General features: G+C 68.7%; 15 protein-coding genes and 1 tRNA gene. 11 read left to right on the forward strand and 5 right to left on the reverse strand.

Features of this window, described 5'->3' with window-relative positions:
• The first annotated feature begins 44 nt into the window (after positions 1 to 44).
• The 4 genes from DFP88_RS04455 (at position 45) to DFP88_RS04470 (ending at position 5,583) form a co-directional block, all read left to right on the forward strand.
• Positions 45 to 1,061 (forward strand): ABC transporter permease, encoded by a 1,017-nt coding sequence (locus DFP88_RS04455; protein ID WP_425450811.1) that lies wholly within the window; start codon positions 45 to 47, stop codon positions 1,059 to 1,061.
• A gap of 10 nt (positions 1,062 to 1,071) precedes the next feature.
• Positions 1,072 to 2,514, forward strand: coding sequence for an ABC transporter permease (locus DFP88_RS04460; RefSeq protein ID WP_110813207.1), 1,443 nt, complete (start codon positions 1,072 to 1,074; stop codon positions 2,512 to 2,514).
• A gap of 91 nt (positions 2,515 to 2,605) precedes the next feature.
• Positions 2,606 to 4,681 carry a dipeptide ABC transporter ATP-binding protein gene (locus tag DFP88_RS04465; protein ID WP_110813208.1) on the forward strand — a complete coding sequence of 692 codons (2,076 nt, stop codon included), beginning with the start codon at positions 2,606 to 2,608 and terminating at the stop codon, positions 4,679 to 4,681.
• 92 nt (positions 4,682 to 4,773) lie between these two features.
• Positions 4,774 to 5,583 (forward strand): DUF1206 domain-containing protein, encoded by an 810-nt coding sequence (locus DFP88_RS04470; RefSeq protein WP_110813209.1) that lies wholly within the window; start codon positions 4,774 to 4,776, stop codon positions 5,581 to 5,583.
• On the opposite strand, the gene DFP88_RS04475 is transcribed toward DFP88_RS04470, so the two are convergent.
• Complete coding sequence (locus tag DFP88_RS04475) at positions 5,580 to 6,167, reverse strand: lytic transglycosylase domain-containing protein (RefSeq protein ID WP_110813210.1); 588 nt, start codon at positions 6,165 to 6,167, stop codon at positions 5,580 to 5,582. The genes DFP88_RS04470 and DFP88_RS04475 overlap by 4 nt on opposite strands.
• 201 nt (positions 6,168 to 6,368) lie before the next feature.
• Between DFP88_RS04475 and ssb the strand changes: the two genes are divergently transcribed.
• Positions 6,369 to 6,914 (forward strand): single-stranded DNA-binding protein, encoded by a 546-nt coding sequence (ssb, locus tag DFP88_RS04480; protein WP_110813211.1) that lies wholly within the window; start codon positions 6,369 to 6,371, stop codon positions 6,912 to 6,914.
• Between the two features lie 40 nt (positions 6,915 to 6,954).
• Here ssb and DFP88_RS04485 read toward each other — a convergent pair whose 3' ends face one another.
• Positions 6,955 to 8,055: an anhydro-N-acetylmuramic acid kinase gene (locus DFP88_RS04485; protein WP_110813212.1), complete on the reverse strand. Its 1,101-nt coding sequence runs from the start codon at positions 8,053 to 8,055 to the stop codon at positions 6,955 to 6,957.
• 79 nt (positions 8,056 to 8,134) lie between these two features.
• Here DFP88_RS04485 and tyrS point away from each other — a divergent pair, with 79 nt between their 5' ends.
• The 3 genes from tyrS to eno all read left to right on the forward strand — a co-directional run bounded on the left by tyrS (position 8,135) and on the right by eno (position 11,257).
• Entirely contained in the window at positions 8,135 to 9,385 is a 1,251-nt protein-coding gene (gene tyrS / locus DFP88_RS04490; RefSeq protein ID WP_110813213.1) for a tyrosine--tRNA ligase, read from the forward strand.
• 126 nt (positions 9,386 to 9,511) lie between these two features.
• The gene (locus DFP88_RS04495; protein ID WP_110813214.1) at positions 9,512 to 9,940 is read left to right on the forward strand and encodes a Fur family transcriptional regulator; all 429 of its coding nucleotides are present in this window, start codon (positions 9,512 to 9,514) and stop codon (positions 9,938 to 9,940) included.
• 39 nt (positions 9,941 to 9,979) lie between these two features.
• Complete coding sequence (gene eno, locus DFP88_RS04500) at positions 9,980 to 11,257, forward strand: phosphopyruvate hydratase (RefSeq protein WP_110813215.1); 1,278 nt, start codon at positions 9,980 to 9,982, stop codon at positions 11,255 to 11,257.
• Positions 11,258 to 11,433: 176 nt separating this feature from the next.
• On the opposite strand, the gene DFP88_RS04505 is transcribed toward eno, so the two are convergent.
• The 3 genes from DFP88_RS04505 to guaB form a co-directional block, all read right to left on the reverse strand.
• A complete protein-coding gene (locus DFP88_RS04505; protein WP_245904677.1) occupies positions 11,434 to 13,752 on the reverse strand; it encodes an ATP-binding protein in 2,319 nt (772 codons plus the stop codon).
• Between the two features lie 204 nt (positions 13,753 to 13,956).
• Positions 13,957 to 15,111 carry an RsmB/NOP family class I SAM-dependent RNA methyltransferase gene (locus DFP88_RS04510; RefSeq protein WP_110813217.1) on the reverse strand — a complete coding sequence of 385 codons (1,155 nt, stop codon included), beginning with the start codon at positions 15,109 to 15,111 and terminating at the stop codon, positions 13,957 to 13,959.
• A gap of 7 nt (positions 15,112 to 15,118) precedes the next feature.
• Positions 15,119 to 16,567: an IMP dehydrogenase gene (gene guaB / locus DFP88_RS04515; RefSeq protein WP_110813218.1), complete on the reverse strand. Its 1,449-nt coding sequence runs from the start codon at positions 16,565 to 16,567 to the stop codon at positions 15,119 to 15,121.
• A gap of 151 nt (positions 16,568 to 16,718) precedes the next feature.
• Between guaB and DFP88_RS04520 the strand changes: the two genes are divergently transcribed.
• From DFP88_RS04520 to DFP88_RS04530, 3 genes are all read left to right on the forward strand, one after another.
• Entirely contained in the window at positions 16,719 to 17,291 is a 573-nt protein-coding gene (locus DFP88_RS04520; RefSeq protein WP_110813219.1) for a fasciclin domain-containing protein, read from the forward strand.
• Between the two features lie 48 nt (positions 17,292 to 17,339).
• Positions 17,340 to 17,413: transfer RNA gene (locus tag DFP88_RS04525), tRNA-Gly, on the forward strand.
• Positions 17,414 to 17,596: 183 nt separating this feature from the next.
• Complete coding sequence (locus DFP88_RS04530) at positions 17,597 to 18,151, forward strand: fasciclin domain-containing protein (protein WP_110813220.1); 555 nt, start codon at positions 17,597 to 17,599, stop codon at positions 18,149 to 18,151.
• Positions 18,152 to 18,184: the final 33 nt, after the last annotated feature.

An 18,184-nucleotide genomic window follows, 5' to 3' on the forward strand; every position in this document is an offset into this window, starting at 1 on the left:
GACGCCTGCCCTTGCTGCGATTCATCGCCGGACGCCTTGCCACGATGCTGCTGACGGCCCTGTGCCTGACGCTCGTCGTCTTCTTTCTGACCAATCTCGCCCCCAGCCTCGAGCGCGTCGCCAAGACGCAGATCGGTGCCCGCGTCTCGGATGCCGAGGTCGAGAGCTGGCTGAACCGCAATGGCTACGGCGGCCCGATGCTGGCGCGCTACGGCGAATGGCTGGGCGTCATGCCCGGATGGACGAGCGCGGCCGAGGACGGCGGGCTCGCCGCCGGACGCTGCCTCGGGGATACCGCAGCGGAGGCCGGGGCGCCGCGCTACTGCGGCGTTCTGCAGGGCGACTGGGGCACCTCCACCGTGTTCCGCGACGAGGTCGCCACGATCATCGCCCGCTCGCTGGCGCTGACCGGCAAGCTGATGCTCTGGGTGCTGGTGGTCATGGTGCCCGGCGCGCTGGTGATCGGCGTGCTCTCGGGGATGCGCGAGGGCAGCCGCACCGACCGCGGCCTCTCGACCCTCTCGATCCTCTCGACAGCGACGCCGGAATACGTCTCGGGCGTGGTCTTCATCGCCGTCTTCGCCAGCTCCGCCGTCGGGCTGCGCTGGTTCAACGGCTCGGCCACCTCGGCGATGGAGCAGGCGACCTTCACCAATTTCACCCTGCCGGTCATGACCATCGCGCTCTACGGCATGGGCTATATCGCCCGCATGACCCGCGCCAGCATGGCCGAGGTCATGACCTCCCAGTACATCCGCACCGCCCGGCTCAAGGGCGTCAGCTTCCGCGCGCTTGTGCTGCGCCATGCGCTACGGAACGCGCTGATCGCGCCCTTCACGGTGATCATGCTGCAGATCCCCTGGATCCTGAACGGCGTCGTCATCGTCGAGACCCTGTTCAACTACAAGGGCTTCGGCTGGACGCTGGTACAGGCCGCCAGCAACAACGACATCGAGCTGCTGCTCGGCGTCTCCGTCGTCTCGGTGATCGTGGTGCTGCTGACGCAGCTGATCTCGGACCTCGGCTACGTCTATCTCAACCCGCGCATCCGCATAAGCTGAGGAGAGGCCCATGGATCCCCTGACCTGGACCGGCGCGCTCGGCACTGTCCTGAACCCCCTGCTGCTGCTGTGCACCTGCGCTTTCGCAATTGCCGCGCTCGCCGCGACCCTGCTCGGCCTGCGCGCCGCACCGGCCCGCGCCGGATCGGCTGCCGCCCTCGCCGGCCCCGGCGGCGCGCCCGGCGCGGCCCGCCTTGCGGTGCGCCTCACCTTCTGGGCCATCGTCGCGGTGCTGGTGGCCTATCTCGTCGGCGGGCTCGTCACGCCCTATGGCACCGGCGGCATCCTTGGCTGCCTCTCGCGCCGGTTCCTTCCGGTCTGGATCGCCCTCGCCGCGAGCTTCGGCCTGTCGATCGCCTTCAAGCGGCGGCTCGGCCTTTATGGCAAGCTCTTCGACAGCACCATCGGGATGATCGGCTTCGCGCTGGTGATGTTCTGGGTCTATACCGCCCTCTTCACAGGCCTCTTCGGCTGGATCGTCACGCAGGACCCGCTGACGACGCTCTCGGGGCTGAAGAACAAGGTCCCCGGCACGCCGATCCCCGGCGCGACGGGCCCATGGTCGCACTACCTGCTGGGCGGCGACAACCTGGCGCGCGATGTCTTCAGCCGGATGGTCGCGGGCAGCTGGATCGTGGTGCAGATCGCGCCGCTGGCGACGCTCTTCGCCTTCATGGTCGGCATCACGCTCGGCCTTCCCGCGGGCTTCTACGGCGGCAGGCTCGACACCCTCCTCAGCTTCCTGGCCAACCTGATCCTCGCCTTTCCGGTGATCCTGCTGTTCTACCTGCTGGTCACGCCCGAGATGGTCGCCTCCGGCGTGCCGGCCTGGATGGCGGTGGTGCTCTTCCTCTTCCCGATCCTCTTCGTGGTGGTGCTACTGAACGCCCGGCTCTACACCCGGCCCCTGCGCCGCACCCTCTGGGTCGGCGCGGCCCTCCTCGGCCTCGGCTGGCTCTACCTGTCGATGATCTCGCAGGCCGGCACCCCGATCGCCTTCCTGCCCGAAGACCTCGACCTCTTCGACGTGCCGGGCGGCATCCTCGTGGTCTTCGTCTCCGTGGTCTTCGTCAATGCACCCACGGTCTTCCGCATCGTCCGCGGCCTCGCCATGGACATCAAGACGCGGGACTACGTCGCCGCCGCCCGGACCCGCGGCGAAGGCGCTTGGTACATCATGCTGTGGGAGATCCTGCCCAATGCCCGCGGCCCGCTGATCGTCGATTTCTGCCTGCGCATCGGCTACACCACGATCCTTCTCGGCACGCTCGGTTTCTTCGGCCTCGGCCTGCCGCCCGACAGCCCGGACTGGGGCAGCACGATCAACCTCGGGCGGCGGCTTCTGTCGATCTACCCCCATGCCGCTCTGGTGCCGGCCTTCGCGCTTCTCAGCCTCGTCCTCGGCCTCAACCTGCTCGCCGACGGGCTGCGCGAGGAAAGCCTGCGCGATTGACCGCGCCCCTTCATGTTTCGAAAAATACTCCGGGGGTCCGGGGGCTGGCCCCCGGCTCCGTTTCACGCCAGCGCCGCGCCAGGAGGTCCTGATGACCGCCACCGACCAGCCGATCCTCGAGATCGACGATCTCTCGATCTCCTTCTTCACCCGCGACGGCGAGATCCCGGCCGTGATGAATTTCTCCGCCCGCGTCATGCCCGGCCAGGCGCTGGGCCTCGTCGGGGAATCGGGCTGCGGCAAATCCACCGTGGCGCTTGGCGTGATGCAGGATCTGGGCACCAACGGCCGCGTCACCGGCGGCGCCATCCGCTTTCGCGGACGCGATCTCACGCAAATGACCCCGAAGGAGCTGCGCGCGATCCGCGGCAGCGAGATCGCGATGATCTACCAGGAGCCGATGGCCTCCCTGAACCCCGCGATGCGGATCGAGCAGCAGCTGATCGAGGTGCCGATGATCCACGAGGGGCTGGGCCGCGCCGAGGCCCGGGCTCGCGCGCTCGAACTGGTGGGGGATGTCCGCCTGCCCGACCCCGAGCGCATCCTGCGTGCCTATCCGCACCAGCTCTCGGGCGGGCAGCAGCAGCGCATCGTCATCGCCATGGCACTGATGAGCAAGCCGGCCCTCCTCATCCTCGACGAGCCGACGACGGCGCTCGACGTCACCGTCGAGGCGGCGGTGATCGACCTGCTGCGCGAGCTGGGGACCAAGTACGGCACCTCGATGCTCTTCATCAGCCATAACCTCGGCCTCGTCCTCGAGACCTGCGACCAGATCTGCGTGATGTACTCCGGCGAGGCGGTGGAGCGCGGGCAGATCGCCGATGTCTTCGACAAGATGCGCCATCCCTACACGCAGGCGCTCTTCCGCTCGATCCCGCTGCCCGGCGCGAACAAGGAAAGCCGCCCGCTCGTCCCGATCCCCGGCAACTTTCCCCTCCCGCACGAGCGCCCGCCCGGCTGCAATTTCGGCCCGCGCTGCGATTACTTCGCCGAGGGGCGCTGCGACGCCAGCAAGATCGCGATGGACCGGGTCCCGGACGAGGCGCTGCACGAAAGCCGCTGCCTCCGCTGGGACGAGATCGACTGGGACGCGCCGCCGCAGACCGCCGTGCACAAGCCGAAAACCGAGATCGGCGAGGTCGTGCTCGAAGTGCGGGACCTGCAGAAGTACTACGAGGTCTCCAGCGGCGCGCTGGGCGGCGGCGCGGCGCGAGTGGTCAAGGCCAACGAATCCCTCTCCTTCGTGGCGCATGAAAGCGAGACTCTCGCCATCGTCGGCGAGTCGGGCTGCGGCAAATCGACCCTCGCCAAGGTGCTCATGGGGCTCGAGGTGGCGACGCGGGGCGGCGTGGCCATGGCCGGGCAGGAGATCGCGGATACGCCGATCCAGTCCCGCGGGACGAAGACCATCGCCGACCTGCAGATGATCTTCCAGAACCCCTTCGACACGCTCAACCCCTCGATGACCATCGGGCGGCAGATCATCCGCGCGCTCGAGATCTTCGGCGTTGGCAGGACCGGGGCCGAGCGGCGCGAAAGGATGCTCGAGCTGCTGGATCTGGTAAAGTTGCCGCGCGCCTTCGCCGCCCGCAAGCCGCGCCAGCTTTCGGGCGGGCAGAAGCAGCGTGTCGGGATCGCCCGCGCCTTCGCCGGCGACGCGCGCATCGTCATCGCGGACGAGCCCGTGAGCGCGCTCGACGTCAGCGTGCAGGCCGCCGTCAGCGACCTTCTGATGGACATCCAGCGCGAGAAGAAGACCACGCTCCTCTTCATCAGCCACGACCTGTCGATCGTGCGCTATCTCGCCGACCGGGTGCTGGTGATGTACCTCGGCCATGTCGTCGAGATCGGCACGACGGAGCAGATCTTCGCGCCGCCCTACCACCCCTATACCGAGGCGCTGCTCTCGGCGGTGCCGATTGCCGACACCTCCATCAAGAAGAAGCACATCGTCCTCGAGGGCGAGGTGCCGAGCGCGATGGACCCGCCGCCGGGCTGCCCCTTCCAGACCCGCTGCCGCTGGAAATCGAAGGTCCCGGGCAACAGGTGCGAGACCGAGCTGCCGCCTCTCCGGACCCTGGCCACGGGGCACCAGAGCCTGTGCTGGCTGGACGAGGCCGAGCGTGCCGTGATGGAGCCAGTGATCCAGACCGCCGCCCCCTAGGGGCAGGAAATGATAAGCAGCGGGAACCGGCAGCCGCTGCACGACCTTGTGAAGTCATGACAGATCAAAAACTCGGTTGGGCCGTTCCGGTCATGCGCGCGGGCTTCGTCGGACGAGGCCTGATGAATCTCACCATCGGTATACTGGGCTTCTTGGCGGCGCGCTCCGGCAGCACGCCCGAGGGGACCAGCGATGCCCTCGAACGGCTCGAAGGGCAGCCCTGGGGCGTCGCCGCGCTCCTGGTGATCGCTCTGGGCCTGCTGGCCTACGGCATCTGGCGCCTCGCCGCCGCCTTCTGGGACCTCGAGGCCTATGGCACAGAGGCGAAGGGCATGATCGCCCGCGCCGGGCAGACCGTCACTGGCGTGATCCACATTGGCCTCGCCGCGGTCGCGGCAGCGGTGGTCTTCGGCAGCGGCGGCTCCGGCGGCGGCTCCAGTATCGAGGACTGGACTGCGCGCATCATGGGCTGGCCCTTCGGCCAGTGGATCGTCGGCATCGCCGGCGCAATCGCAGCGGCTGCGGGCCTTTATTACATCTACAAGGGCATCAGCGAGAAATACATGCGCATGCTGCGCTCCAAGCCGCTGACGCTGCGCCTGCGCCCGCTGCTGACCGCCGGCCTCGCCGCGCAGGGCGTGGTCATCACGATCATCGGCGGCCTTCTCGTCTATGCCGCCTGGACCACCAATCCGCAGGAGGCCGGCGGCCTTGGCGATGCCTTCACCTGGCTGCGCGATCAGCCCTACGGCCTCTGGCTGGTCATGGCGCTGTCGCTGGGTCTTTGCGCCTTCTGCGTCTTCTGCCTCGTGAATGCGGCCTACCGCATCATCCCGCGTCTCGGCACCGACGACGTCGAAACCCTGGCCTCGAAGATCGAAGCCAAGGCCAAATCGGCCTAACGCCCGAGAATCGCGAGGACATAGCCCTCTGTCTCGGCGTAGGGCGGTATGCCGCTGTAGCGGCGTACCGCCTCCGGCCCGGCGTTATAGGCGGCCAGCGCCAGCCGCCAATCCCCGAAGGCATCGAACTGCATCCGCAAGTAGCGCGCCCCGCCGTCGAGGTTCTGCTCGGGATCGGTGGGGTCCACGCCCATCATCTGCGCGGTCCCCGGCATAAGCTGCGCCAGACCCAGCGCCCCGACCCGGCTGACGGCGGCGGCATTCCAGCCGCTTTCCTGCTGCACCAGCCGAAGGAAGAGGTCGGCGGGCACGCCGTGCCGCCGCGCCGCGGCCTGCGCCAGGGACAGGTATGGTCCGCTATAGCGACCGGCATAGCGCGGCACACCGGCCAGTCCCGCCGGCGCCTCGCTCCGCTCGGGCTGCAATCGGCTGGACCCCGCGTATTGCTGCGCGGCTCGCCCGTCGAGAAACGAGAAGCGATCGGCAAGGCTGGAGCTGGCCGACATGGTCGAGACCGAGTCGGCCAAGACAGGGCCCGGCAGGACCAGAAACCCCAACAGGGCTGCGCGCGTGATCGGCTTCATAGGCAGTTCCCGTCCTTGCGCGGCGGCCTGCCCCTGTCGAGGCGCCCGCCATCGTCGCGGCGAAGACTACCCGATCCCGCTGCGGAAGCCACCCCCTGCCGCGTTTAGCCCCTGTTAACCGCGCGGCGAAGACCTTAGGCTTCCGCCTCGAAGCCGGCCGGGCCGGCACCCACGGACGCAAGACAATCAGGGGGACAGCACATGGCCGGATCGGTCAACAAGGTGATCCTGGTCGGCAATCTCGGGCGCGACCCCGAGGTTCGGACCTTTCAGAACGGCGGCAAGGTGGTGAACCTGCGGATCGCCACATCCGAGCGCTGGCGCGATCGCAGCACCGGCGAGAACCGTGAGCGCACGGAATGGCACTCGGTCGCCATCTTCAACGAGAACCTCGGGCGGATCGCCGAGCAATACCTCAAGAAGGGCTCGAACGTGTACCTCGAGGGCCAGCTCGAGACCCGTAAATGGCAGGACCAGAACGGCCAGGACCGCTACTCGACCGAGGTCGTGCTGCGCAACTTCCGCGGTGAACTGACGCTTCTGGGCGGCCGCGGCGATGGCGGCGGCGGCGGTGGCGGCGGCTACGACGGTGGCGGCAGCTCGGGCGGTGGCGGCTATGGCGGCGGCTACGACGACCGCGGCGGCAACGACGGCGGCTACGGCGGCGGCAATTCCGGCGGCGGATCCGGCTCCGGCTCGGGCGGCGGCGGCGGCCGCGGCGATCTCGACGACGAGATCCCGTTCTGATCGAACGTCTTCGCGCCCGCCCATCGGCGGGCGCGGACCCTCAGCCGATCTTCCCGGCGGGCAGCAGGGCCGGACGGTTGACCGTGCCGCCGCCGATCGCGGCCCGGACGCCGGTGGTGCCCGGCGCGGTGGTCGGCATCCCGCGGGTGACCCGCACGGCGAGATAGGCCATCGACTGAGCCTCGATCATGTCGCCGTCGAGGCCCAGATCCTCGACCGGCTCGACCGGGCAATCGGCCCCGGCGGCGATCATCTCCATCAGCACCGGGTTACGCCGTCCGCCCCCCGAGACGAGGATTCGCCGCGGCGGCTGCGGCGCAAGCTCCAGCCCCGCCATCACGCCCGCGGCCGAACAGGCACAGAGCGTTGCGGCGGCATCGGCATCGGACAGATCCGCGACCGCGTCGATCATCCAGGCGAAGGTGCCGCGATCAAGCGTCTTGGGCGCCATGCGCGTGAAGTAGCGGTCTTGCAGGAAGTGCTCCACCACGCCCTCGGCGACGGTACCCCCGCGCGCAAGAACGCCGTCCTCGTCGCAGGCACGCCCGATCCTCGTCCGCACCAGATCGTCCACCAGCGCCGTCGCCGGACCCGCATCGAAGGCCAGGAGTGCGCCCTCGTCCTGCGGCCGCGGCACCGTAGGATCGACCAGCGTCAGCTTGGCGATGCCGCCGAGGTTCAGCACCGCCACCGGCCCCTCGAGGTCCAGGTACCGCGCCAGGGCCCAGTGGTAGAAGGCCGCCATCGGCCCCCCCTCGCCGCCCATCTGTACGTCCGCGCTGCGAAAGTCCGAGACCACGGGCAGGCCCATCAGCTGGGCCAGCGCCTGCCCGTCGCCGATCTGCAGCGTGCCGCTTCCGCGCGGATCATGGATCAGGGTCTGGCCGTGGAAGCCGATCAGCTCGAGCCCCTCGAACTGGCTGAGCAGCTCTCCATGGGCGGCGGTGACGACGCGGGCGGCCGAGACGACATGCGGCCCCTCCCATTCCCCGAGCGCCGCGCGCAGCACGCTGCGCTCGCCCTCGGTATAGGGGCGGTAACCGCTCCCGCCGATGGAATAGAGCTTCTCCCCGTCGGTTTCGATCACCGCGGCGTCGACGCCGTCGAAGGCCAGGCCCGACATCGCCCCGAGCACCCGCATTCCGCCTGACTGCAACATCGTCTTTCCCAACCTTCTCCGGTTCCCTATAGAGTGCAGCGTCAATCACAGGGGCACAAGCATGACCTACCACCCCAAGTCCGAGTTCATGGCGACGATCATGGAGCGCGGCTTCATCGCCGATTGCACGGATTACCAGGCGCTGGACGAAGCGCTCTCGACCGGGGTGGTGACCGCCTATATCGGCTATGACGCGACGGCGGCCTCGCTGCATGTCGGGCACCTGCTGAACGTCATGCTGCTACGCTGGTTTCAGAAGACCGGGCACCGTCCGATCACGCTGATGGGCGGCGGCACCACGAAGATCGGCGACCCCTCCTTCCGTTCGGACGAGCGGCCGCTGCTGGACGATGCCGCCATCGCCAGCAACATCGCCGGCATGCAGGCGGTGCTGAACCGCTACCTCGCCTATGGCGAGGGGCCGACGGATGCCTTGCTGCTGAACAACGCCGACTGGCTGGACGGGCTGGAATACATCAAGTTCCTGCGCGACGTGGGCCGGCATTTCAGCGTCAACCGCATGCTGTCCTTCGAGAGCGTGAAAAGCCGGCTCGACCGCGAGCAGTCGCTCTCGTTCCTCGAGTTCAACTACATGATCCTGCAGGCCTACGACTTCATGGAGCTGAACCGCCGCCACGGCTGCCTGCTGCAGATGGGCGGGTCGGACCAGTGGGGCAATATCGTCAACGGCGTCGACCTGACCCGCCGGATGAGCGAGCGCGAGATCTTCGGCCTGACGACGCCGCTGCTGACGACCTCGGACGGGCGCAAGATGGGCAAATCCGCCGGCGGCGCGATCTGGCTGAACGAGGCGATGCTCAGCCCCTATGGCTTCTGGCAGTTCTGGCGCAACACCACCGATGCCGATGTCGGGCGCTTCCTCAAGCTTTATACCGAGATCGACGTCGAGGAATGCGACCGCCTCGGCGCCCTTGGCGGCTCCGAGATCAACGCCGCGAAGATCACGCTCGCCAACGAGGTCACGGCCCTGCTTCATGGGCGCGCGGCGGCCGAGGCGGCAGAGGCCACGGCCCGCGAGGTCTTCGAGAAAGGCGGCGTCGGGGATGATCTGCCGAAACTCACGCTGAGCGCCGAGGATATTGGCGACGGCATCTCGATCGCGCAGCTTCTGGTGCGCGCCGGCCTTGCCGGATCGGGCAAGGAGGCGCGGCGGCTGCTGACCGAAGGCGGCGCGAAGATGGACGATGCCCCGATCGCCGATCCGGGGCTGATGCTGGACGAGGCGGCGCTGTCCACGCCGGTCAAGCTTTCGGCCGGCAAGAAGCGGCACGCGCTGGTGCAGATCGGCTGAGCGCGCGCTGGCCGGCGCCGCGGGAGCGGGGGTTTCACACCCCCGCGCCCCCGTGGAGTATTTGAAGAAACATGAAGGGGGCGGCGCCGCAGGACCCGATACGGCGCCGCGAGACTGGAGGCCGCGATGTCGAAAACCCTCCTCGATCGCTGCGAGGCCGGCGGCCTGCGCCTGACGGACCAGCGCCGCACCGTGGCGCGGGTGCTGGACGCGGCCGCCGATCACCCGGACGTCGAGGAGCTGCATTCCCGCGCCGCCGCCGTCGATCCGCGCATCTCGATCGCGACGGTCTATCGCACGGTCAAGCTGTTCGAGGAGAATGGTTTGCTGGAGAAGCGCGATTTTGGCGACGGGCGCGCCCGCTACGAGACCACCGACGGCGCGCATCACGACCACCTGATCGACATGGAGACCGGGGCGGTCATCGAGTTCGTCGATCCCGAGATCGAGGCGCTGCAGGAGAAAATCGCGGCGCGGCTGGGCTATCGCCTCGTGGGTCACAGGCTGGAGCTTTACGGGCGGCCCGTCCGGGGCCGCGGCTTGAAAAAGGACTGAGCCTCGGGCATCAGCGAGACAACCGCAAAGGGGGCTTTCATGAGCACGATCATCGACATTCACGGCCGCGAGATTCTCGACAGCCGCGGCAACCCGACCGTCGAGGTCGACGTCACGCTGGAGGACGGCTCCATGGGCCGCGCCGCCGTGCCGTCGGGCGCTTCGACCGGCGCCTACGAGGCTGTCGAACGGCGCGACGGCGATGCCGCCCGCTACAAAGGCAAGGGTGTGCGCGAGGCCGTCGCGGCCGTCAACGGCGAGATTGCCGAGGCGCTTCTGGGCACGGACGCGACCGAGCAGACCGGCATCGACCGCATGATGATCGAACTGGACGGCACCGAGAACAAGGGCCGACTGGGCGCCAATGCCATCCTCGGCGTCTCGCTCGCCTGCGCGAAGGCGGCCGCGGAGTTCACCATGCAGCCGCTCTACCGCTACGTCGGCGGCACCAGCGCCACCACCCTGCCGGTGCCGATGATGAACATCATCAACGGCGGCGAGCATGCCGACAACCCGATCGACATTCAGGAATTCATGATCGCCCCCGTGGCCGCGCAGACGATGCAGGACGCGGTGCGCATGGGCTCCGAGATCTTCCATACGCTCAAGAAAGAGCTGTCGACCGCCGGCTTCTCGACCGCCATCGGCGACGAGGGCGGCTTTGCCCCTGCCCTGTCCTCGACCCGCGAGGCGCTCGACTTCATTCTGCGCGCCGTGGAAAAGGCCGGCTACACGCCGGGCGAGCAAATGAAGATCGCGCTCGATTGCGCGGCGACCGAGTATTTCAAGGACGGCAAATACGTCATGGCCGGCGAGGGGCGCACCCTTTCGAGCGAGGAGACGGTGCGCTACCTGCAGGACCTAGCCGGCGACTACCCGATCTTCTCGATCGAGGACGGCATGTCCGAGGACGACTGGGACGGCTGGAAGATGCTGACCGATGCGCTTGGCGACAAGGTCCAGCTGGTGGGCGACGATCTCTTCGTCACCAATCCGGTGCGTCTGAAGGACGGCATCCAGCGCGGCGTCGGCAATTCCCTGCTGTGCAAGGTGAACCAGATCGGCACGCTGACCGAGACGCTCGAGGCCGTCTCCATGGCGCAGCGCGCGGGCTATACCGTGGTGATGTCGCACCGCTCGGGCGAGACCGAGGATGCGACAATCGCCGATCTCGCCGTCGCGACGAACTGCGGGCAGATCAAGACCGGCTCGCTCTCGCGCTCCGACCGGATGGCCAAGTACAATCAGTTGATCCGGATCGAGGAGATGCTGGGCGAAAGCGCGCATTACGCCGGCACGTCGATCCTGAAGGCCTGATCGACCGAGACCGGCCGCGGCAGGCGCCGCGGCCGGTTCTGGGGGCCGTCGTCCTTCTGGCAGGAGCGCCCCTATGTGCGGGACGACGCGATCGTCCCGCGCTGGGCCGAGGTGACGGAGCCCCGTTTCATTTCTAGACACTTGAGGCGCCGCAAGCAGCGGAGCCGTCAGCCCGTCTAGACCTCGCGCCCGTCGTTGACCTGCTGCAGCACCGTTTCCGTGAGCTCGGAGAGAGAAAAGGGCTTCGGCAGGAAGGTCGAATTCGAGACCCGTCGCTGCTGCTCGCCGGCGTGATCCTCGGCATAGCCCGACATGAAGACGACGCGTGTGCCGGGCCGGTCCTCGAGGGCCTCTCGGACCCAGGTCGGGCCGTCCTTGCCCGGCATCACGACGTCGGAGACGATGACGTCGACATGCACCTCCGGATCGGAGAGCGTCTCCAGCGCCTCTTCCGCGCTTTCGGCCTCGATCACCGAAAGGCCGCGCAGGCGCAGCGCCCGGCTGGCAAAGGCCCGGACCGGCGCCTCGTCCTCGACCAGCAGGATGACCCCGTCCACCTGCTGGCCTGCGCGGTCCCCATCGTCGCCGAGGCCCGGGACTGCCTCGTGATCCTCCGGCTGCAGCTCCTGTCCGGGGAAGTAGAGCGTGAAGGTCGTGCCGAGGCCAACTTCGCTGTCGGCAAAGATATAGCCGCCCGTCTGCTTGACGATGCCATAGGCGGTCGAGAGGCCGAGACCGGTCCCCTCCCCCACCTTCTTGGTGGTGTAGAAGGGTTCGAATATCTTCGGCAGGCGTTCGGCCGGAATGCCGTGGCCTGCGTCGATCACCCGGATCGCCACCCAGTCTCCGACGGTCAGGGTCGCCCGGTCGCGGGTCAAAGGCTGATCGAAGCGCTCGTTGACGGTCTCGATCCGGATTTCGCCGCCGCCGGGCATCGCGTCGCGGGCATTCACCACCAGGTTCATCAGCACCTGTTCAAGCTGCCTCTTGTCGGCGCGGATGGGGCGCAGGGCCGGGTCGTGGTGCAGCGACAGCGTCACCTTCTCGCCGACAAGGCGGTTCAGCAGATGCGTCAGGTCGGCGAGGGTGTCGCGCAGGTCCAGGGTCTCTGGCACCAGCGTTTGTTTGCGCGAGAAGGCGAGCAACTGGCCGACGAGGCTGGCGGCGCGGTTGGTGTTCTGGTGGATCTGCACGAGGTCGGGGTAGTCCCGGTCGGAACTGTCGTGGCGCAGCATCAGAAGATCGCAATGCCCGGAGATCGCGGTCAGAAGATTGTTGAAATCATGCGCGACGCCACCGGCAAGCTGCCCCACGGCCTGCATCTTCTGGGCCTGGACGAACTGGGCCTCGAGCGACTTGTGCTCGGTTTCGTCGCGGATCACCGCGACTACCTCATCGCTGCGCGGTCTGCGGGCGTCTGGCCGCGGCAGGGGCGCGAGAGAGATCGAGACCTGCCGGTCCTGGTGCGGCGCCGCGCAGCGCAGCAGCTGCGGGCCGGGCAGGTCGCGCCCCTCGGCGGCTTCCTGCAGCCAGTCGGTGATGGCGCGGCCCAGCCCCTCGAACCGCTGGGCCATGGTGGCATCGGCGGTCAGGGGGTCAGGCAACAGCTGCCGTGCGGCCGCATTGGCATCCAGGATACGACCGCTCGTCGCCAGCCGCAGCAGCGGCACGGGGAGACCCGCCATGGCGTTCCAGGCCGGATCGGTCTCTGCCCCGCGGCCGCTGGGCCCCTCCTCCACGGCGGCGGGCCGCGGCGCCTCGGCGCCGGGCAGCAGGTAGATCTCGCGCCTGCCGCCACCAAGCGGGATCTCGGCGACGAGGCAGGCGATGGCGCCCCCCGGCGCCGCGATGGAGATGGTCTCGCCCCCCGAAACGCCGCCCGCGGCGACACCGTCGAGCGTGCGCGGGCGGGTGCCGATCAACCGGCGCGCGGCTTCGTTCATGAAGAGGATCGCGCCGCCCTCGCCGGCCGTCAGCATCGGCAAGCCGAGGGCATCGGCAGCGCGGCCCGTGCCGGCGGATTCGGCCGCATCGGCAAGCCGCCAGATGGTAAGCCCGGCCTCCAGCCGCTGCGCCGAGAGCCGCAGCGTTCCACGCCCGGTGACGATGGTCTCCTGCGCCCCGCCCTGCCTGGCCGCCCGATCCAGAAGCCGCTGAAGCACGGTATCGGGGCTCGCGAAAAGGTCCGAGAGGATCTGCGACAGAAGGCCCGCCCCCCTGCCGCCAAAGCGGTCCTCGGCCGCGCGGTTGCGGCGGATCACGCGGCCGTCGTCATCCGTCAGGAAGGCGGGCGACTCGTCGGCCTGCACGACACCGCCGAGCATGGCGATCAGCCTGCCGCGGCGGCGGCGGCGCAGCGCAGCCGCCGCCAGCACGAAAAGCACGACTGCCGCGAGCATGCCGCCCGCCAGGAGCAGCGAGGCCCTGTAGGGCGAGGCTGGTGGCAAGAGCGGCATTGCCACGAGGGCGAGCCCAGAGAGCAGCCCGATCAGCAACAAGCGCGCCGGGGCAAGGGCTTCTCCCCTTCCCCAGCGTCGACCCGGCCTGGAAAATTCAGCATCCAGCACATCAAGACCCATTCGCTGACCACACCGACATGAGGCAGGAAATTGGCTAATGCCGGGTTAATCACCGCGGGCGGCGCAGGAGACGAGAGCGATTTCCGACAATCGCAACCTAGAGGCGATAATCCCTAGAATTCAATCTTTTTTGAGGATCGACAGGAAGAAGCCGTCACCGCTATCGTCGGGGAGGCGACGCCAAGCCAGCGCGGCACGCCAGCCGGGGTTGCGCGACAGGAAGGCCGCGATGCGCGCCTCGTTCTCTTCGGCCAGGATCGAGCAGGTGGCATAGGCCAGAACGCCGCCCTGCCTCACCCGGCCCGCCGCGGTATCGAGGATCTCGTCCTGCAGGCGCAGCAGATCCTCCAGCCGCTCGGGCGTCAGCCGCCACTTGGCATCGGGCGCCCGGCGCCAGGTGCCGCTGCCCGAGCAGGGGGCATCGACGAGCACGAGGTCGGCCATCGGCGCGGCGCCGGGGGCTGCAAGATCGATGGTGACGCCGGCGCGGGCGGCCCGCGGGGCGATGTCGGCCATGCGGGCCGGGTCCGCGTCATGGGCGGTGACCTGCACCTGCGCGAGGGCAGCCATGGCAAGCGCCTTGCCGCCGCCCCCGGCGCAGAAGTCCAGAACCTCCAACCCGTCGCGCAGCGGCAGGCGGAGGACGGCCTCCTGGCTGGCGGCATCCTGCAGCTCCACCAGGCCGGAGGCATAGGCCGCGCTATTGCGGATGCGGCGGGCGCCGTGCGTCACTCGAAGGGCCGTGCGGACGGGGTGCGGGAGGGCGTCGATGCCATCCTGATCCAGCGCCTGCGCCGCCTCCTCGCGGGTGCCGCGACCCGGATTGACGCGCAGCGTCACCGGCGCCCGGTCGCGCAGCGCCAGGGCCGCGGTTTCGGCATCCGGACCGAGCGCGGCCTGCAGCCGCGGCCAGAGCCAGTCGGGCATGTCGAGGCGCAGGGCATCGGGCATGGCGCCGGGTTCGGGCGCCAATTCCTCTGGCGCCAGTGGCGCGGGGGCATGCCCCGTGCCGGTGAACAGCGCCTCCACCTCGGCGCTCTGCTGCCGCAGCAGCCCGAGGATCAGCCCGCGCCCGCTCTCTGCGCCGCCCATCCAGGCGGCCGAGCGGCGCCGCCGCAGCGCGTCGAAGACGTGATCGCGCACGGCGGCCCGGTCGCCCGACCCGGCGAAGCGACTGGAGCGGGCCCAGCCGGTCAGCGCCCTTTCGGCGGCCATGCCGCCGAGGATGGCGTCCAGGATCTCGATCGCGGCGGAGAGGCGCGCGGCGGGGGTCATCGGGGGCCTACCCGATCCGGTAGTTCGGCGGCTCGCGCGTGATCTGCACGTCGTGGACGTGGCTTTCCGAGAGACCCGCATTGGTGATCTTCACGAAGTCGCAGTTGCCCCGCATCGCGGTGACCGTGCCATGGCCGGTATAGCCCATCGCCGCCCGCAGCCCGCCGACGAGCTGGTGGATCACCGCATTGGCGCTGCCCTTGTAGGGCACCTGCCCCTCGATCCCCTCGGGCACCAGCTTGTCGCTGGCGGCATCCTTCTGGAAATAGCGGTCGGCACTGCCGCGGGCCATGGCGGCCAGGCTGCCCATGCCGCGATAGGCCTTGTAGCTGCGGCCCTGGAACAGGATCACCTCGCCCGGGCTCTCGTCGGTGCCGGCGATCATGCTGCCGACCATGGCGCAGGAGGCGCCCGCCGCGATGGCCTTGGCGAAATCGCCCGAGAACTTGATGCCCCCGTCCGCGATGACCGGCACATCGCCCGCCGCGGCGGCGCAGTCCATGACCGCCGTCAGCTGCGGCACGCCGACGCCGGCGACCATCCGCGTCGTGCAGATCGAGCCGGGGCCGATGCCGACTTTGATGCCGTCGGCGCCCGCCTCGATCAGCGCCCGCGTCGCGGCGCCGGTGGCGACGTTGCCGGCGATCACCTGCACCTGCGGCGCATGGGCCTTGAGACGCTCGACCGCCTTGGCAACGCCCTCGGAATGGCCATGGGCGGTATCGATCACCACCACGTCGACGCCGGCCTCGATCAGCGCGGCGGACCGCTCGAACCCGGCATCGCCGGTGGTCGAGGCGGCGGCGACGCGCAGGCGCCCCAGCTCGTCCTTGCAGGCCACCGGGTTCAGCACCGCCTGCTCGCTGTCCTTGAGGGTCAGCAGGCCGGTCAGCTTGCCCCCCTTGTCGGTGACGAGCAGCTTCTCGATCCGGCGCTGCTTCATCAGGTTGCGCGCTTCCTCGCGGTCCACCGGCTCGGTCAGGATCGCGAGGCCCTCGGCGGTCATCATCGCGCGCACGGGCGTATCGTCATGCTCGGCAAAGCGCATGTCGCGGTTGGTGACGATGCCGACGACGCGGCCATCGGCCTCGACCACCGGAAAACCGGTGACGTTGTAGCGCTCCATCAGCGCGCGGGCATCGCCCAGCGTCTGCTCGGGCGTCAGGGTGATCGGCTTGTAGACGATGCCCGAGACGAAGCGCTTGACCTTGCGAACCTCGTCGGACTGCTGCTCGACCGTCAGGTTGCGGTGGATCACGCCGATCCCGCCGGCCTGCGCCATGCAGATGGCCATGCGCGCCTCGGTCACCGTGTCCATCGCGCTCGACAGGAGCGGGATGTTCAGCTCGATCCCGCGCGTCAGCCGCGTACGGGTATCGGCGGTCGAGGGCAGGACCGAGGAGGCCGCCGGCACCAGAAGCACGTCGTCGAAAGTCAGAGCCTCGCGGATTTCCATTGCCGTCACTCCTTGTCTGCGCCCGGATGCAAGCGCGCTTACTCCATGCGCCGGGCAGGCGCAAACGCCGCCGCGGGATCCAGCGGCAGCGGGAACGCTGGGAGCCGACAAAAGGTTAAGATGCCGGACCAAGAACACGAGGACCCGCGTCATGCATGTCGCAGCCCCCCTGACCGCCCTGCTCTCGCTGAGCCTTCTCGCCGCGGTGCCCGCACAGGCCCAGACCGCCGAGGCCGCCCCCCTGGACGAGAGCAACACCGTGGTCGTCAATGCCAAGGACAGCCCCGAGCTGTCGCGCCTTGCCGCCGCGATCGAGATCGCTGGCATGGCCGAGGGGCTCGAGGGGCCCGGCCCGCTGACGCTCTTCGCCCCCGTCGATGCAGGATTCGAGGCGTTGCCGGAGGGCAGCTGGGACAGCCTGAACGATCCGGCCAACCGCGATTCGCTCGTCGCCCTGATCGGCGGCCATGTCGTCGAGGGTGCCCTGACGACGGAAGCTCTGTCTGCCCTGCTGGCCGAGGAGGAGGACGGCGTGCTGGCCCTGCCCAGCATCGCCGGCACGCCGCTATTCGTGGCGCAGGGAGAATCCGGCCTGACGGTCACGACCGACCCCGAGGGTGCGGCACAGGCGACCTGGATCGCCGCCGATATCGCCTCCTCCAACGGTGTGCTGCACGAGATCGACGCCGTGCTGCTGCCGGCGCAGGACGCGGCGGCAGACTAGCCGCCCCTTGCAAGGGGGCTGCGCTTGGGCTAATCGGGCGCAGCCTTTGCGGGTATGATGTAATGGTAGCCTGTCAGCTTCCCAAGCTGAACGCGCGGGTTCGATTCCCGCTACCCGCTCCAGCCTCCTCCTGATTGCCGAACTTACGTTCCAGCCGTTCGCCGGACGCGGCTACGCGCGCCAGAGCCGGCTGGATCAAAGATTTCATTCGCGTCACCCTGTGGCGAGGACGCAAACTAAACTCTGCGGCCTTTCGTTCTTCCTGTATCGCTCCGAGCTGGTCGGGGCATGACAGGGAGAAACACATGAAACGCTTCACCACCGCAAGCTTCGCACTGCTGCTCGGAACCGCTGCTCTGCCCGCGCTGGCGCAGGACAACCCGATGGTCGGCGGCGCCGAGATGTTCCCGGACAGCACCATCGTCGAGAACGCGGCGAACTCTGCCGATCACACCACGCTCGTCGCGGCGGTTCAGGCCGCTGGCCTGGCCGAGACGCTGTCGGGTGACGGTCCCTTCACCGTCTTCGCACCGACCAACGAGGCCTTCGAAGCCCTGCCCGAAGGCACGGTCGACACGCTGCTGATGCCCGAGAACAAGCAGATGCTGACCGACATCCTGCTGTGCCATGTCGTCGATGCGGAGGTCTTCTCGACCGACATCGCCGGCATGATCGAGGATGACGGCGGCATGCACGAGGTCCAGACCATGGGCCCCTGCGTCCTCGAGGCCGCGATGGACGGCGACGCGCTGACGCTCACGGACGAGAACGGCACGGTCGCGACCGTGACCCAGGCCGATGTGGATCAGTCCAACGGCGTCATCCACGTGATCGACGCTGTCCTGACGCCCGCAAGCTAAGACACGACAAAGGGCCGGAGCGATGCTCCGGCC

The sequence above is a fragment of the Pseudoroseicyclus aestuarii genome (genome assembly GCF_003217255.1).
Classification (GTDB): domain Bacteria; phylum Pseudomonadota; class Alphaproteobacteria; order Rhodobacterales; family Rhodobacteraceae; genus Pseudoroseicyclus; species Pseudoroseicyclus aestuarii.

Coding starts and splice junctions, on each gene's coding strand:
- DFP88_RS04455 (WP_425450811.1), top strand. CDS start 45: ATGCTGCTGACGGCCCTGTGCCTGACGCTCGTCGTCTTCTTTCTGACC.
- DFP88_RS04460 (WP_110813207.1), top strand. CDS start 1,072: ATGGATCCCCTGACCTGGACCGGCGCGCTCGGCACTGTCCTGAACCCC.
- DFP88_RS04465 (WP_110813208.1), top strand. CDS start 2,606: ATGACCGCCACCGACCAGCCGATCCTCGAGATCGACGATCTCTCGATC.
- DFP88_RS04470 (WP_110813209.1), top strand. CDS start 4,774: ATGCGCGCGGGCTTCGTCGGACGAGGCCTGATGAATCTCACCATCGGT.
- DFP88_RS04475 (WP_110813210.1), bottom strand. CDS start 6,167: ATGAAGCCGATCACGCGCGCAGCCCTGTTGGGGTTTCTGGTCCTGCCG.
- ssb (WP_110813211.1), top strand. CDS start 6,369: ATGGCCGGATCGGTCAACAAGGTGATCCTGGTCGGCAATCTCGGGCGC.
- DFP88_RS04485 (WP_110813212.1), bottom strand. CDS start 8,055: ATGCGGGTGCTCGGGGCGATGTCGGGCCTGGCCTTCGACGGCGTCGAC.
- tyrS (WP_110813213.1), top strand. CDS start 8,135: ATGACCTACCACCCCAAGTCCGAGTTCATGGCGACGATCATGGAGCGC.
- DFP88_RS04495 (WP_110813214.1), top strand. CDS start 9,512: ATGTCGAAAACCCTCCTCGATCGCTGCGAGGCCGGCGGCCTGCGCCTG.
- eno (WP_110813215.1), top strand. CDS start 9,980: ATGAGCACGATCATCGACATTCACGGCCGCGAGATTCTCGACAGCCGC.
- DFP88_RS04510 (WP_110813217.1), bottom strand. CDS start 15,111: ATGACCCCCGCCGCGCGCCTCTCCGCCGCGATCGAGATCCTGGACGCC.
- guaB (WP_110813218.1), bottom strand. CDS start 16,567: ATGGAAATCCGCGAGGCTCTGACTTTCGACGACGTGCTTCTGGTGCCG.
- DFP88_RS04520 (WP_110813219.1), top strand. CDS start 16,719: ATGCATGTCGCAGCCCCCCTGACCGCCCTGCTCTCGCTGAGCCTTCTC.
- DFP88_RS04530 (WP_110813220.1), top strand. CDS start 17,597: ATGAAACGCTTCACCACCGCAAGCTTCGCACTGCTGCTCGGAACCGCT.